The sequence below is a fragment of the Bradyrhizobium sp. AUGA SZCCT0158 genome, assembly GCF_018130065.1.
Classification (GTDB): domain Bacteria; phylum Pseudomonadota; class Alphaproteobacteria; order Rhizobiales; family Xanthobacteraceae; genus Bradyrhizobium.
This window is the reverse complement of record NZ_JAFCME010000027.1, coordinates 40924-54023: the sequence shown is the minus strand read 5'-3', so window position 1 is coordinate 54023 and position 13100 is coordinate 40924. Positions and strand designations below refer to the sequence as shown.

Genomic DNA, 13100 nt, shown 5'->3' with positions numbered 1-13100 from the left:
GGTCAAACCAAGTGTATCGGCAGCGGCAGCTGCACGTCGCGGTAGCGTTCGAAGCGGTCGGTGAAGCCTTGCAGGAAGAACGGGATATCGCGCCCCTGCAGATCGCAGCGCCGGCGCAGCTCATGGGCGGTGTCCTCGGAAACGTCCTCCGACCAGCGCTCGGCGGTGTTGAAGGCGACAACGCGGATCGGGTTGCTGTATTGCCCCGTGAGCAAATCCTGGATGACCGTCTCGAGGTCGGGGGTCTCATAGTCGGTCTCGCGCCAGGCGCGGCCGATTTTGCCAAAATCATCGGCCACCAGATAGACCGTCTCGTCGTTGCCATTGGGCACGATCGACGGTGTCCAATTGGACGTACGCATAAACCAACTCCACGAACAGAACCGGGATTCAAGCGCGCCCCAGGAGATTCGTTCCCGGGCGGGATATGCCGGATAAGACGGGCGACGTTTATGTTCAAAAGTATACTTAGCTCGTGCGCAGAGAGGCAGGTAAGCGCTTAGACGGCCTTAATTCCTTTGCGTCATCCTCGGGAAAAAATGGCAATAGGCTGGCCGGAGAGTGGAATGGGAACACCAAAGGAAAGCGAACGTCGGGTGAAGTTCGAACACGGGCTGAACGCGCACATGATGGCCATTGACGGCACCTGGCGCCGGGACTGCGTGATCAGTGATGTATCCGACGGGGACGCGACATTGACGGTGAATGTCTCGATTGAAGGCTTACAGCTGAAGGAGTTTTTCCTTCTGCTTTCCTCCACCGGTCTCGCTTATCGGCGCTGCTCGCTCAAATGGGTAAATGGAGACCAGATCGGCGTCTTGTTTCATCGACAGAAGGGCAAAAAGGCTAACCGATCTTCGAAGGATCCTGAGTTTGTTGAGTGACCACATTGAGTCTTTTGAATGTGGCAATGCAGACGTCTAGCAATCCGTTATTTTTTGCGCCGGGTTGCTGGCCAATGAAAAAGGCCACAGTGCGTCGCGCGCTGCGGCCTTGCCGGGAAAATTGAATGTCAGTGCAATGCGGACTTCCAGCCCCGATAACGCCGAGGCTGCCGCAAGACGTTCGATCACGGAAGTTACATTTAGTGTTCCAAGAAGCAGAACATTCTCCATGTTGCAAGGGGGAGACAGTTCTTGCCTTTGCACGTATGCGGGACAAGTATGCAAGAAAAGAGATCGACTGTGCCGCCTATGCTATTACAGTGTCAGCAGCCTCACTCGGGCTAAGAAGCAATGATACCCCGACTTAGCCCCGCCCTAACCGGCGGGGTTTTTCGTCTGCGTGCCAAGCGTTGGATGAAAAAAAGGGCCAGCCTGACGGCTGACCCTTAATCTTCATCTTACTAAGCCGTCAGTAACGAGAAGCCGCCGCGTTGCCCCAACCGAACCGGTAGTTCAGGCCGGCCTTGATCGTATGCTCGTCGTTGCGGAACCCGACAGCGGTGACAACGCCAGCAGCGCTGGTGAAGAGAGCGTTTCGGGTACCGAAATCGTAGTACTGGTATTCGATTTTGCCCGACCAATTCTGGGTGAACAGGTATTCGAGACCGCCGCCGACGGTGTAGCCGTCGCGACCGCCGCCGTCGTTTGAAAAGGTGCCGCCGCCGAAACCGTTGGTGAGGCGGGAGTCAGCCCAGGCATAACCGCCCTTGACGTACACCAGCGCCGGACCCCACGTGTAGCCAAGGCGGCCGGTGACCGAACCTAATCCGCGGTTGACGAAGGGATTGTTGTTGGTGTCGAGGAAGCTGTAGTTCGCTTCAAGGCCGAGTACCCAGTTCGGTGAGAACTGGTGGTCGTAACCAACCTGCACGCCGCCCATGAACACACCGTCGTTGCCGTTGGTGCCGGTGAAGCCGGGAGCCAGAATGTTGTTGTCGCCACCGAACGCGCCGCCGACGTGACCACCGATGTAAAAGCCAGTCCAGTTGTAAATCGGGGAGGCCTGCACCATTGGGGCTTTAGTGTAGGGACGCGAAGCGGTCATTCGGCCAAATGCAGATGTCAGAGCCTTACGTTAAGCGTGATTGGATCGGTGGCTACAAAAGACGAGGTCATCGCGCGACGCATAGCGCGCTGTATCGGATCAAAACGCTGTTTCAGCATAAGACTTTGATGACGTTGCATCGGGGGTTACCAGTCCTCGTCGTAGATCCAATCTCTTGGGAGTCGAGGCCGCGCCCTTACGTGCGGCGACTGAAGCGTGCGCTCGGGCTTGCGCAAGGTCGTCGTCGGTTGCGTGGGAGGCTGTGACGTCTTGGGCGGGTTCTGCTCGGAGACCCTCGCTAGTGCGCGTTTCATCTCTTCCTGGTTAGCCTTGAGCTCCTCAATGGCCTTTGAACTGTCGCGGACTATTTGTTGCTGGTTCGCCTTGAGCTGTTCGATGTTTCGCTCGAGAGTCGCGAGTTCGCGCGCCATCGTTTGCAGCAACTCTGTCTGATCAGGAAGCGCTGCAGTGGTTGTCGGCGCGGCGTCTTGCGGTGCGGCTTGGGGCAAGGGCGATGCTTGCGGTGGTGTTGCCTCCACCGCGGCCAATTGAAGGGTAGATGGCGCCTGCGGGGCGAGTACCGGCGGATTCTCCGACGGCAATGTTGAAGCGAGCTGGGGAACCCAACGGGCGACAACCAGCTTGGCTCCCGCTCCATAAGAGGACTGCAAAACCAGGGCACCGACAACGACGCACGCCGCCAGCACCAAGCCGACGAGCGCCCGGCGCGCCAGCTTTCCAAGCGGTGATTGCGGGCGAGGTCCGGCCGGAGAAGGTCCAGCCGAAGGTGGGCGCTCGGCATCGTGCTCCATTTTTGCAACCTGTTCACTCACACGCGCAAGCTCTTCACCCGCGCGTGTGATCTGTCCGTAGGCGTGTGCGAGTCGTTCATCGGTGCGCGGGACCGGGGCATCGGGGGAGACATTTCCCATCGAAGTGGGCGTGGAGTTCATTGGCGCTTCCATTTTCCGTCCAACGTCATCCCAAGGTTGAGGTCGACGAGCCGCCGACACTGAGTCCAGTCTTGTTCAAAGAATGGCCGCATGATGGAGAGAATGCTCGTGTGGTGACAGACATCAGCAGACCAGCCGGGGGCGGGCCTATAGGTAAGGTCTCCAGACCAGCTCAAAAGCAATCGATTAGCCAACCAGCTCAGATGGTGGCCTTCTGGAGTCCGTAACGCGCGCACCAACCTCAATAATTCGTCAGAAAAGCCGATTGGCGAATGGCAGATTGAAACCTACGATGCGCAAGCGGGCGACAAATTCATAGCTCTTAACAGATCACCATAAGGACCAGGCCGGCTGCATGGCTTCACCGGATCAGGTGGTCTGGATCGATCGATAGCTTGATTTCGTTTACGGTCAGCGTTCTTTTTCGTCTTTCTGAGTTCGCTCCGTCGCGAATCTTTGAACGAAGGCGAAAAGGCATGAGGGTCGCGCCAGTGTCGGCTTATGATTTTAGCTTCCACCGGCGGGCTGGGCGGAACTATGACAGGGGCGGTTGGCTCGATTGACTGCAAGACAGCTTGAGGCGGGGTTTCCTCACGCACGGAGTTGATCTCAAGTCGATCCGCCTTGCTGAGCGCGTGTTCAGCGTCAGCAACGCCGACCGTCGATGCGTCTGGTGATACCTGAGCGGCCGCGAGGCCGGCAGGCGTCCAAACCGCCTTGCCGACCGTCAAGGCGCTGAGCAGCGCTAGACATACAATCGCAAGCCAGATCGCTGCCCTAGACCGGTATCAGCGGGTAGCCTCAGTATGGATTCTGGCGGTTAAAGGGCGGGATGGACTCAATTGTGAGGAATAAATGGAAATCGCCGGCGAGCGCGCTACGCAAGGCCGCCTGCGGTTGCTCGGTATGCTCGGCTCTTACACGTCAAGCACCGAGCATAGCTCGCAAAGTTGAGTAACACTCAGTTATATAGGTTTGGACCATTTTGGATTTCGCTCCGCTGTATTTCATTGTGCCCACTGGAGGGTACTCCATCGGGCTGACCGCAGCGGCCCGGATATGAATTGCATTCAGCAGCTCGCTGGCCCAGTGATAAAACTGGGGCGATTTCCACAAATGCACTCAAAGCGACATAAGCAGCAAAGCTCGCCACCGTGTCGGCAACTTGGTAATGCGCCGCAGTCCTATCGGCATCAAGGGAGCTTGGGGTGATGTCCGAAAAACTGGCGCTCTTTGTCGACGGCCTGAACCTCCACTACACGGCGAAAGCCTTGGACTTCAGCATTGATTTCAAAAGGCTTCTCGCCGAGTTCAGGACGCGCGGCGTGCTTGTGCGTGCTTATTACTATACGATCATCGCTGAAGAATTTGAAACGGCCCGGCCACTCATCGATTGGCTCGATTATAACGGTTTCGCAGTGCGTACGACACCGGTCAAAGAGTTTGGTGATGTTCAGGGCCGGCGGAAATACAAGCGCAATATTGGAGTTGAGCTCGCAGTCGATGCGCTCGAGATTGCGAAGTCCTTAGACCACCTATTATTGTTTTCCGGGGACGGCGATTTTCGTCGCCTTGTGGAAGCAATACAGCGCGTCGGTCCTCGCGTCACAGTCGTATCCAGCATGCGGACGAAACCTCCGATGGTCGCTGACGAATTGCGTCGGCAGGCGGATACGTTCATCGAGTTGGATGACCTCAAAGCTGCGATAGGGCGGACAAAGGATGAGAGGCGCAACCCGAGGGATGAGTTTTCGTAGGGAATCTCAGGAACGACGGGAGCTTGTCAGAACTCGACGTGGTCTCGGGTGGGTTGAAGTTGCAGCTCGGTGGACTTGGTATCGACATTGGCGAGCACGGTGTCGCGTTAGGCATGTACATAAACGGCGTCGGCGGCATCGCGATCGGGAGGTATGCCTGCGGGGTGCTGAAGGGCGTGGGCGCCGGTTGCATCTGATCCGCGTGGTGAGCGCGCACCAGAGCCGCCGGGGCACCTACCAGCGGGGTCCCTTATACGAGGCTGACAACGGCGAGGACTATTTCGGAGCCGAATTCGCTCGATGCGAGCGCGATAAATGTTCCGGCAAAGACGGCCAAAATGGCGGTGACTGTGAGAGCAATCATTTTGAGTATCCCCCTGCGTTGCCTGTGACGATGAGACTGCGCTGGTTTCGTTTCCGGACGATTGCGTGGGGAGGGCAATCGGTTTCGTTCACCGAGGCGTTATCTTCCGTCATGCGATCGATAAAGGCTGGGAACACGCGACGCGAGGTCATGTCCCCAGACCGCAAGGGCCTGTAATGAATGAGGCCGCCAATTGAGGCGGCCTTCCTGCTTCGTCCATTGGGATAATTCGCTATGTCGGCCGGTGTAGTTCTTGCGAGGCCGTCCATTCTTCAACTGGGCGCGACCGTAGATCTTTCACTCGCTTCAATGCCGCGAGCCGGAATAAGCCTAGAACAATGACGGTCGGGACAAAGACGGCACCTACCACCAACGCCAGCAGATCGTCCCACATAGCAGCACCCGTTTCTGCTGCCGCAGGGTAAACTCGGTCAGGCGGGACCAGTTCCTGGACGGAAACTTTTCGCGAACGATGCTCTCAGCTGTGCGCACAAGTTGGCATTGGTGCGACTTTGTTCTCCTCCGGAGAACTACGGGGCTATCCGTGCGCTGGATGAGAATTCCGCCTCGACTTACCCTTTCGAGAAATGCAAACAGCGCCCCCCAAGTTGAATCTATGTCTGGGCGAGACATGCCAAGGTTCAACGACGCGCAAGAATTTCGGGAATAAGTGGCGGACAGCCTTGGATGCTGTGCTAGTTAGGACACTCATACGTCCGAAGTCGGCGGGATGGGCCGCATCAGATGGTGAATGTCTGGGCGGCGGGCGATTGGAATAGCGCCCCAGCCTAGTTCCCCACCTTCTCTGCGGAGTTACTCAATGATGTTGTCCACCCGGGTGGTAAGCCTGGATAGCAAAAGCTTAATTGATTATGGACCTTTGCCTTCGTACTCCCAGAGAACTCCCTCTCGATCGAAGAACTCTAGCACATTCGTTGCGCGGTTCGAATTCCAGAGGCCGATGCAGTAGAAGCCTATCAATTGTTATCTTGGCCAATGTCCCCGCCCCACAGGCTAACCGCAACACGTAGGCGTGAAAGCCTCCCCGAGGGGGTGCCGCCATCGGGCTTACATTCGATACGTCCGGAGCCGTTCCAAATGGACGAGGAACTTTCCAGTTTTTTCCCGAGTTCAGAGTTTCGTATTTGAGGCGGAGCAAGTCGATGGGTAAGCGTTGGACTGACGAAGATATTCAGGACCTTAGAAAACTGGCGCAGCGACACCCCATTCCGAAAATTGCGGAAATTATGAACCGAACGGTGGGCGGTATTGTTTTCAAGGCCCATAAGCTGAAGGTCTCGCTCAAGAGCCGCAATCAGGACAAACGCGAGAATTTCGTGCGTCGATCCAGGACTCGTCGGACTCTTGGAAAATTGTCCACCTAAGATTTAGCTGGGTTATCCATCAAGAGAACGTATCGACTCGCAATCGAATGTCCCGAGTTCAGTCATCTTGAAGCGAGTCCCGCCGAGAGGGAAAACCTCGTCCGTGGCAGTCGCTTCCTCGGACAGGCGTAATCTATCAAACCCGGCGATCACCATTGCACTGCAATGCATTCGTGCTTTTCACCTTCCGAGATCAGTACCCAAGTAAAAACAACTACGGGCATCGATCTGAAAATAGCCGTTCCGGTTGGAGGTAATGCTGCTCGCATGGCTTGGATTGCCAACTACGAGAACTTGGCCCAGTACGAGGCTATGGGGCTGAAGCTTCTCGCGGATCAAAAATACCTGGAGCTGATCAAGAAGGCGGCGGGCCTCTTTGTGCCCAACACGCTCCATGATGAGATTTGGCGAACGCTCTAAAGGCGCGCAAAAGCCGCGTCCAGATCGTCGAAGGAGGCCGCCAGCGGGGCGGCCTCCTCATAAAACTCAACTGTCAGCCAAAATAGCCGTAGTAGTCGGTTGGATTGTTGCGGGCAAACGCCGCGGTAAGCTGTTGCTGCAACGCAATCCGCTGGTCCGTCCGCACCCCGAAGCCAGCAATGGCACCGGCGCCGCCGCTGACAGCGTCAAGCTGCTCGCCCGTCATTTCGGTTGTCTCAATCTGAAAATCCGATTTCTTGTCGCTCTCCTAGTTCCTTTTTCTCCCGATGCACCATTGCCCTCGGCTACTGCGACATTGACGGATAAATCCTCGTGCCGCTGTTCCCTACGGAACAAGCTAGGCCGCGCGAATTCGGTCAGCCTAAGCACTATGGGCGGTCGCTGGCGTTCGCGAGGATCGATGAAAACTCGTCAATCGAATAGCGATTGACGCCGTCGCTAATAGAAACGTCGGCGAGCTTGCTCAAGACATGCCATTCGACCGCTTTGGCAAATGCGTCTTTCGCAGTTTCGGTAGTCACGGAAACGAGATGATCGTCAACGTAGGCAGAGACTGAAAATGGCATAGGGGCGGTAATTCCGAATCGAAAGTCCAGGTCTTTCAGATGACGCGAAATCCCCCGTCCGGGGGGCTGGCGCGGACGGGGGCATTCCAAAGCGCTCTCGGCGGCGTTTTGGTGAGCGCGCCGAAAACCTATCAGCGGAGTTACTGCCGGAAAGGAGATTTCGGGGGAGTTAGTATTTGTACTGGGAATAAGTGGCAATTTTTCCGAGTTACTTCCGGTCTTAATGGGATTTAGACATCGTGACTCAACGGTCTTAGTGCTCGTCCCCGTTTGGCGCTGAGACTTTTTTTGAATCTCCCGCATACCAGTAGGTTGAGGTTGCGGATAGCACCGCGAGCAACGGGGCGAACCGCGTATGGCCGACTCCTTCTTCTGTTGTTTCGAGTCGGCGCTCAGGCGTTTGTCATGCGCTTTTTGCGGCGTTTAGCGTGTCCCTGAGATTCTCCGCAACGGAGAGCGATAATCCCACCAAATCCTCACCCTCAAATCGGGCAAGCCGCTTCAGCTTACGGTCCCAGACCATCTAGTTTGTTTCGGCACGATCCCGTCTGACTAGGAAGCGGGACGGCGGGGGCACGAGCATTGCATCCTCCCAATCAGGATGGGACCTTGACGCTCGCTCGAAGCGTGAAGTCCTGTTGCGACGCGATCGTTCCACGATAAACCAAGACAGCAGCAAAACGTTCCTGCGTAGACGGGCTACCAATCTTCCCGTAGCCCCATTGAAAATGGATGCCGAGCCTTTCCTCGGCGGACTTGGTCCGTACTCGACCTCGGCCAGCAGCTCGGGCTCAACCCAGATGCCTTTGTGCGCAATGCGCTTCGCGTACGGCTGGGTTTTGCGGCTCCGCGGCGTCAGCCGTCTGCGCAACTCGGCGGCGGACGTCTTATTGAAACCGTGCTCGACCTTGCCGCATAAACCCCAGTTTTTTCCCTCGCAACGGCTGGAGACGACGACGGCGATAGCGCGCGAGCAAGAGCGCTAGTTTCTAGGTCTCGCACCGGATGATGCGACCAGCGCACAAGAACCTTGCCTCCGTATTGCGCGATCACAGGAGTTACGAGCTTGGCGTACTTGGCGTGAGCCTCAGCATCCGTAATCGACCTGTACCCGATGATCGTGTAGTAGATTTTCGTTTCGGTTGAATGTGTATCGTTGCGGGCGTTTAATCGCACCGTTCACGTTACGATTCAAACGAGCCCGCTTAAATTCTCGATTCTTTCCTAGTGTCCTAGCCGTCAGCAAGCAGTCGCTGAAGCCGATTAGGCAACTCCGCCGAGGCCTTCAAATCCTTGCAGCTTACCTTCCAGGCCTCGAAATACCTTTCTATCGGTAGTGCGCTGCGGGCTTCCCACCTGTTCAGCGCCCCAAGCGCTTCGATGCCGGCGGGGTTGCGTTCATACTCGGCGAGGATCGTGAGCGATGCCGCTTGTGCGAAGGCATTCAGACCCGGCTGCGCTTCCATTGCCGGGCGATGTTGCTTAAACCACATGCTGAGGTTTTTTGGATTGCCTTGTTCGATCGCAAGCTTGCCGTAGCGCTCGACGATGTTTTGCCGGTAGGTGGCCACCGCTGCCCCGAACCCGCTATCGTCCTTGAACGGCGGATCCTTTGACCAGCCGTCTGCCAGGAGCGCAAGGCCGCGCAGCGAAAATGCCTCGACCAGGGCCTCTTCAAACCATTGGCTGGGAGCCGCCGGCTTGGCATCAGGGCGCCATGAGTTGGCGGTCACGTGGCCGAGTTCATGGCCGAACTGATAGGCCAGCTGTGACCAGTCGCGTTCACCGATATTCACAATGATCCAGCCGGTGTTGGACGGATCTGCGTGAAGCCAGACAGCGGGCGACCCCGACGTGCGTTCCTCAATGCGGAGGCGGTCGGGTTGGTCATCCGAGACAAGGCGTGCGCCATCAAAGCAGGCTGCTCGCATGCGCTCAACCACGTGCAAAGCTGCGTCCGGAATCATGTGGCCCCAGTTGCCGGTGAGTTCGATTGGCGCGGTCAAGAGGGAGCATCGATTTATCGTTTCGGGTGACATCTGTGCCAAAAAACGTTGGAGTTGCCGTGCAAGATCAATTGGCCAAGTTCCGATATCAACTTTTATCAACTCACTAAGGTCCGTCTCAAGTTCAACTCATTTCAACATTGAAGGAAAGCCGTTTTTCAGCCTGCATAATGTTGCTGAAACCATATTTCGCGTTTCAGCGCTCGAATGGTCTGCGTCGCCCTTTTGCGCCGATCTCAGAGTTGATCCACCAGCGCGGACCATGGCGAACTTCCAAGCCGTCGAGTTCGCCACCGAACGCTCTGGACCCATGGGCAGCATACCAACGCGACTACGTCAGGGGGAGCAACCGGCTTCGACAATCCCGGGGCGGTTCAGAACGCCAGTGTTCTGCTCATTGCTGAGTGTTGGGGCTACATCCCCAAAACACTATATCCTCTGGAAGAAGCAGTTCGCGAAGGTGTACTTCAGTCCCATGTTGTCTACAACCTGCTCGTCTGCGTCGAAATGCTCTTCACCTCCATACAGTCTAAATCCGCATTCGGAAGCTTGCTTGATCAGACGTGCCAGGTCGGTCCGGTTAAAAATGGTGAAAGGAGCGCCGAACATTGTCACACTACTCGTATCAACGGCATCGGGCCAATAATCGGTGGATACAAAGAGGAAGCCACCAGACCGGATGATTCTCGCCATTTCCTGCAAAAATATCCTTGTGTCGACGCCGTGTTCAATCACACTAAGGCAGGCAACAAAGCTGAATTGACCACGCGGATAGACGGTTCCAGTGATGTCGCCGTACTCATAAGTTATGCTTCCGATTTTAACCGGCTTGTTGAAGAGCAGGTTTATTCCCCACAGATTATCGAAACCGCTCATCGCGAGACTTGGAAGGAAAGCGGACTCCAAACCTGACCCGGCATCGAGAACGGCGGAACGAGGGTCGACCAGACCTTGCGCTAGGCAAACCGCTAGCAACGTGTCCCACGCTTTCGGGCGGTCGGGATGTATCGGTAGGCCCGCCCTTAGTAATGACGACGTTGCGAAATCGACCTGCATATAGTTGCGCAAGGCTTTATTTGTCTGGCCAATAACGAACTCGTTGATGCTTCTCTCTCCTGACGTCAACGGTTTACATAGAGATATCGGCGTCAACGGTCTAAGTACCGTTCGCCACTCTGCGTCCAGCCGGTGCAGCGATGCTTCAATGTCGGAACTCGAAATCGTGGCCAGCCAAGACTCAGCGTCATTAACTCCGAAGCTGACCAATAATTGCTCACCGTTCGGATGCCAAGCTAGGCCAGCAACAAATTCGATTCCCTTGCGAAGCAGGAAATGCCGCGGGCTGATCCCGAGTACGGTGCCGGCTCGGTCGAGCTTGATAAAGCGGTGCAGGTACGTGCGCGCGCTTCCTGCTATCGAGACCTCGTGCACTACCGCGAGCCAGCCGTCGCCGAACGGGATGACCTGCGAGCCGCCTCGAAAGTGTGCGAGGCTCGCAGGAGGCCGCGATTCTGAGATGAGCTTACCGTAGGGGTCGCGCACCTGACTTGGATCGCAGGAGGCGAGAAACTGTAACTCATCGCTGCATCGCCAAGGCATCCAGTTTTTCTCGTGAGTGAGCTGATGCTCCGGCCGCATGACTCGCCAATCGGCTAATCGAGCGGCGCCGATGTGGGCTGGCTCAATTCGGGCAAGGAATTGTTCGCAGAGACCTTGCGGATTCGATTCGCGGACTGTCGAAGAAGTCCACAAACTTCCTTGCCATTCGGTGAGCCGCATGTCTTCGAAACCGAGCACTGCGGGGAACACGGGCTCGGGCATGTCGTGAGGTGGCAAGATCTCGCTGGAAGAAGTGACATCAAACTCGTCGTCGAGGGTCAGCAAGAAGTTTCGAGTGTGAACGCTTGAGCCTTTTTGGATGTGGTAGCGCGCGCCGTCCGGCGTCACCGTGTAGTTCGCGGTACGCTGAATCAAGACGAGCTGGTCGCCAAATCGAGCAACAGAAGGATTCAGACAGGCGTATCCCGCTGGAGCACCGAAATTGATGCGTGTTGGCCTGAAGGAAGGAAAAAGCTGTTGAGCACCTTTCGCGTAGAATGCTAAGTTGCGGTGGGCTAGCTCGCGCATTCCTTCCGGTACGGCGCGCGACAGCGCCAACCATTCGCAGGCGGAGTGGCCGAGCGCGTAACGCAGAGGATTGTCGGAATAATTGGCCGTGATCGACAGTTCTTCGATCAACTCGATTCTTAGATGCGAACTCAATTCGCCTTCGCGATCCGTCTGCGCCAGGCCAAGCTCCGCGAAGTACGCTCCCGGGGTGTTTAGTCCGGCCTTGCGGCAAAAGCGAGCTGCACGAAGAAGGTTCGCGGAGTCCTCCTGATGCAATTCGAAGGCCCGTTCGTAGGCAGCCGCGACGTCCGCAGCCGGGCAACCCAACTCTTCGGCGTGCACAGCAACACGGAGTGCGGCATCCCAAGAGACTTCGCCTTCCGGCAGCGTGAGTTCGCCAACACGTTCCTCCGCGAAACGCAAGTTGCCAGCGATCCGTTCACGGTCACCAGGGGGAATCTTTTCGTTGCTTAGTAGGCGCCCGCAGAGTTCCTTCGACTCCGCGAAGCGTCCGGTCCAGTACGCGGCGATCGACAACTCATCGAGCAGGCCGTAGTCGTAGATCCAGTCGAAGACGAACAGCCCAGATTTGGGATACGCAATCTGCAGGCCCTCGCGAGCGAATTGATAGGCCTCAACGTATCGTTTCTGGTCGCGGCAGAATCGCGCAGCGGCGTGAAGTGCTTCGGCGCGGCTTGGAAGGCGGTCGGAGGCACGGCGGTATGCCGCGATTATATCCTCTTCGTGATACTTTAACTCCTCTTTGATTTGCGCAGCATAGAAGAGGCTCATGAACACTTCTTCCTGCCACCCGCCAAGATCGGCGCGTTTAAGGTACTCTTGTAGCGCTTCCTCCTTGCGTCCGCCGTCGCGAAGCGTGTTGGCGAGATAGAATGTGTAACGCGATACCATGCCGGCGTCGATCTCCTCGACCAGCGCGGCCCGTAACAGGCGCGCATCGCGGTCGACCTTCTCGACTCGATTCGATCCGCTTGCGTGATCGATGAATTCGATCTCAGCAAGCTGCACCGTACTGCCACCTCGCACATCGAGAAATTCGTGTGTCACCCCCTTATAGTCTGCGTCGGCCTCGCGCCGCAGGAGCCGTACGTTCCAGTAGCTGATCCCGGCGCGCTGCAGAACCTGATAGGCATCTCCTCTGAGCTGGTTGACGAAGGCAGGGTCGATGACCCTCAGCTCCATATCGGCGTCGGTAAGCAGGAGGTAGTCAAATATCAGCGTGGAGGTGCGGGCGCGAGTAAGCGCCTCGTTGCGCGCTTGGGCAAAATTGATAAACGCGAATTCATGGAGTTCGCCACGGATGCCGCGTGCTGCGAAGAACTCTCGAATAAATTGTTGGGTTCCGTCAGTGGAACCCGTGTCGCCTATCACCCAGCAGCCAATGTGGTCCGCGACAGAATTCAGACAGCGTGCGATATTCGCCATCTCGTTCTTGACGATCATGTTGAGACACAGTGTCTTGGGGTTCGTCATCGCCGATCATTACCCGTTAACGTAACCGTCCGCCGG

At 56.7% G+C, this 13100-nt stretch carries 14 protein-coding genes and 1 pseudogene; 5 read left to right on the top strand and 10 right to left on the bottom strand.

The window, feature by feature from the left end; translation table 11 throughout:
* Positions 1-2 precede the first annotated feature (2 nt).
* Positions 3-362 carry a hypothetical protein gene (locus JQ574_RS28805; RefSeq protein WP_212212511.1) on the bottom strand — a complete coding sequence of 120 codons (360 nt, stop codon included), beginning with the start codon at positions 360-362 and terminating at the stop codon, positions 3-5.
* 204 nt (positions 363-566) lie between these two features.
* Here JQ574_RS28805 and JQ574_RS28800 point away from each other — a divergent pair, with 204 nt between their 5' ends.
* Positions 567-884 carry a PilZ domain-containing protein gene (locus JQ574_RS28800; protein ID WP_212212514.1) on the top strand — a complete coding sequence of 106 codons (318 nt, stop codon included), beginning with the start codon at positions 567-569 and terminating at the stop codon, positions 882-884.
* A gap of 36 nt (positions 885-920) precedes the next feature.
* Here the strand turns inward: JQ574_RS28800 and JQ574_RS28795 are convergent, their stop codons facing one another.
* The 3 genes from JQ574_RS28795 to JQ574_RS28785 all read right to left on the bottom strand — a co-directional run bounded on the left by JQ574_RS28795 (position 921) and on the right by JQ574_RS28785 (position 2942).
* Positions 921-1073, bottom strand: a complete 153-nt coding sequence (locus JQ574_RS28795) for a hypothetical protein (protein WP_212212517.1) — start codon at positions 1071-1073, stop codon at positions 921-923.
* 280 nt (positions 1074-1353) lie between these two features.
* Entirely contained in the window at positions 1354-1989 is a 636-nt protein-coding gene (locus tag JQ574_RS28790; protein WP_212212520.1) for an outer membrane protein, read from the bottom strand.
* Between the two features lie 146 nt (positions 1990-2135).
* Positions 2136-2942, bottom strand: a complete 807-nt coding sequence (locus tag JQ574_RS28785; protein ID WP_212212523.1) for a hypothetical protein — start codon at positions 2940-2942, stop codon at positions 2136-2138.
* Between the two features lie 1211 nt (positions 2943-4153).
* Between JQ574_RS28785 and JQ574_RS28780 the strand changes: the two genes are divergently transcribed.
* The 4 genes from JQ574_RS28780 to JQ574_RS28765 all read left to right on the top strand — a co-directional run bounded on the left by JQ574_RS28780 (position 4154) and on the right by JQ574_RS28765 (position 6868).
* Positions 4154-4699 (top strand): NYN domain-containing protein, encoded by a 546-nt coding sequence (locus JQ574_RS28780; RefSeq protein ID WP_212212538.1) that lies wholly within the window; start codon positions 4154-4156, stop codon positions 4697-4699.
* 23 nt (positions 4700-4722) lie between these two features.
* Positions 4723-4896 (top strand): hypothetical protein, encoded by a 174-nt coding sequence (locus tag JQ574_RS28775; RefSeq protein WP_212212541.1) that lies wholly within the window; start codon positions 4723-4725, stop codon positions 4894-4896.
* Between the two features lie 1330 nt (positions 4897-6226).
* The gene (locus tag JQ574_RS28770; RefSeq protein ID WP_212212544.1) at positions 6227-6448 is read left to right on the top strand and encodes a hypothetical protein; all 222 of its coding nucleotides are present in this window, start codon (positions 6227-6229) and stop codon (positions 6446-6448) included.
* A 267-nt stretch (positions 6449-6715) separates the two neighbouring features.
* Entirely contained in the window at positions 6716-6868 is a 153-nt protein-coding gene (locus JQ574_RS28765; protein ID WP_212212547.1) for a hypothetical protein, read from the top strand.
* A gap of 73 nt (positions 6869-6941) precedes the next feature.
* Here the strand turns inward: JQ574_RS28765 and JQ574_RS28760 are convergent, their stop codons facing one another.
* The 6 genes and pseudogenes from JQ574_RS28760 to JQ574_RS28735 all read right to left on the bottom strand — a co-directional run bounded on the left by JQ574_RS28760 (position 6942) and on the right by JQ574_RS28735 (position 13064).
* A complete protein-coding gene (locus tag JQ574_RS28760) occupies positions 6942-7094 on the bottom strand; it encodes a hypothetical protein (protein ID WP_212212550.1) in 153 nt (50 codons plus the stop codon).
* A 163-nt stretch (positions 7095-7257) separates the two neighbouring features.
* On the bottom strand, positions 7258-7455 hold the full coding sequence (locus tag JQ574_RS28755) for a hypothetical protein (protein ID WP_212212553.1): 198 nt from the start codon (positions 7453-7455) through the stop codon (positions 7258-7260).
* 699 nt (positions 7456-8154) lie between these two features.
* Positions 8155-8371 (bottom strand): annotated as a pseudogene (locus JQ574_RS28750) (DNA ligase); the annotation flags it as partial.
* Positions 8311-8631: a DUF1330 domain-containing protein gene (locus JQ574_RS35920; protein WP_212212556.1), complete on the bottom strand. Its 321-nt coding sequence runs from the start codon at positions 8629-8631 to the stop codon at positions 8311-8313. The gene JQ574_RS35920 and the pseudogene JQ574_RS28750, both read right to left, overlap by 61 nt.
* A 56-nt stretch (positions 8632-8687) precedes the next feature.
* Positions 8688-9461, bottom strand: a complete 774-nt coding sequence (locus tag JQ574_RS28740; protein WP_212212559.1) for a hypothetical protein — start codon at positions 9459-9461, stop codon at positions 8688-8690.
* Between the two features lie 429 nt (positions 9462-9890).
* Positions 9891-13064, bottom strand: coding sequence for a glycosyltransferase (locus JQ574_RS28735; RefSeq protein WP_212212562.1), 3174 nt, complete (start codon positions 13062-13064; stop codon positions 9891-9893).
* Positions 13065-13100: the final 36 nt, after the last annotated feature.

Excerpts from the sequence above, each read along its gene's own strand:
- JQ574_RS28800 (WP_212212514.1), top strand. The coding sequence starts at position 567 with ATGGGAACACCAAAGGAAAGCGAACGTCGGGTGAAGTTCGAACACGGG.
- JQ574_RS28760 (WP_212212550.1), bottom strand. The coding sequence starts at position 7,094 with ATGACGGGCGAGCAGCTTGACGCTGTCAGCGGCGGCGCCGGTGCCATT.
- JQ574_RS28735 (WP_212212562.1), bottom strand. The coding sequence starts at position 13,064 with ATGACGAACCCCAAGACACTGTGTCTCAACATGATCGTCAAGAACGAG.
- JQ574_RS28770 (WP_212212544.1), top strand. The coding sequence starts at position 6,227 with ATGGGTAAGCGTTGGACTGACGAAGATATTCAGGACCTTAGAAAACTG.
- JQ574_RS28805 (WP_212212511.1), bottom strand. The coding sequence starts at position 362 with ATGCGTACGTCCAATTGGACACCGTCGATCGTGCCCAATGGCAACGAC.
- JQ574_RS28790 (WP_212212520.1), bottom strand. The coding sequence starts at position 1,989 with ATGACCGCTTCGCGTCCCTACACTAAAGCCCCAATGGTGCAGGCCTCC.
- JQ574_RS28780 (WP_212212538.1), top strand. The coding sequence starts at position 4,154 with ATGTCCGAAAAACTGGCGCTCTTTGTCGACGGCCTGAACCTCCACTAC.
- JQ574_RS28785 (WP_212212523.1), bottom strand. The coding sequence starts at position 2,942 with ATGAACTCCACGCCCACTTCGATGGGAAATGTCTCCCCCGATGCCCCG.
- JQ574_RS28755 (WP_212212553.1), bottom strand. The coding sequence starts at position 7,455 with ATGCCATTTTCAGTCTCTGCCTACGTTGACGATCATCTCGTTTCCGTG.
- JQ574_RS28765 (WP_212212547.1), top strand. The coding sequence starts at position 6,716 with ATGGCTTGGATTGCCAACTACGAGAACTTGGCCCAGTACGAGGCTATG.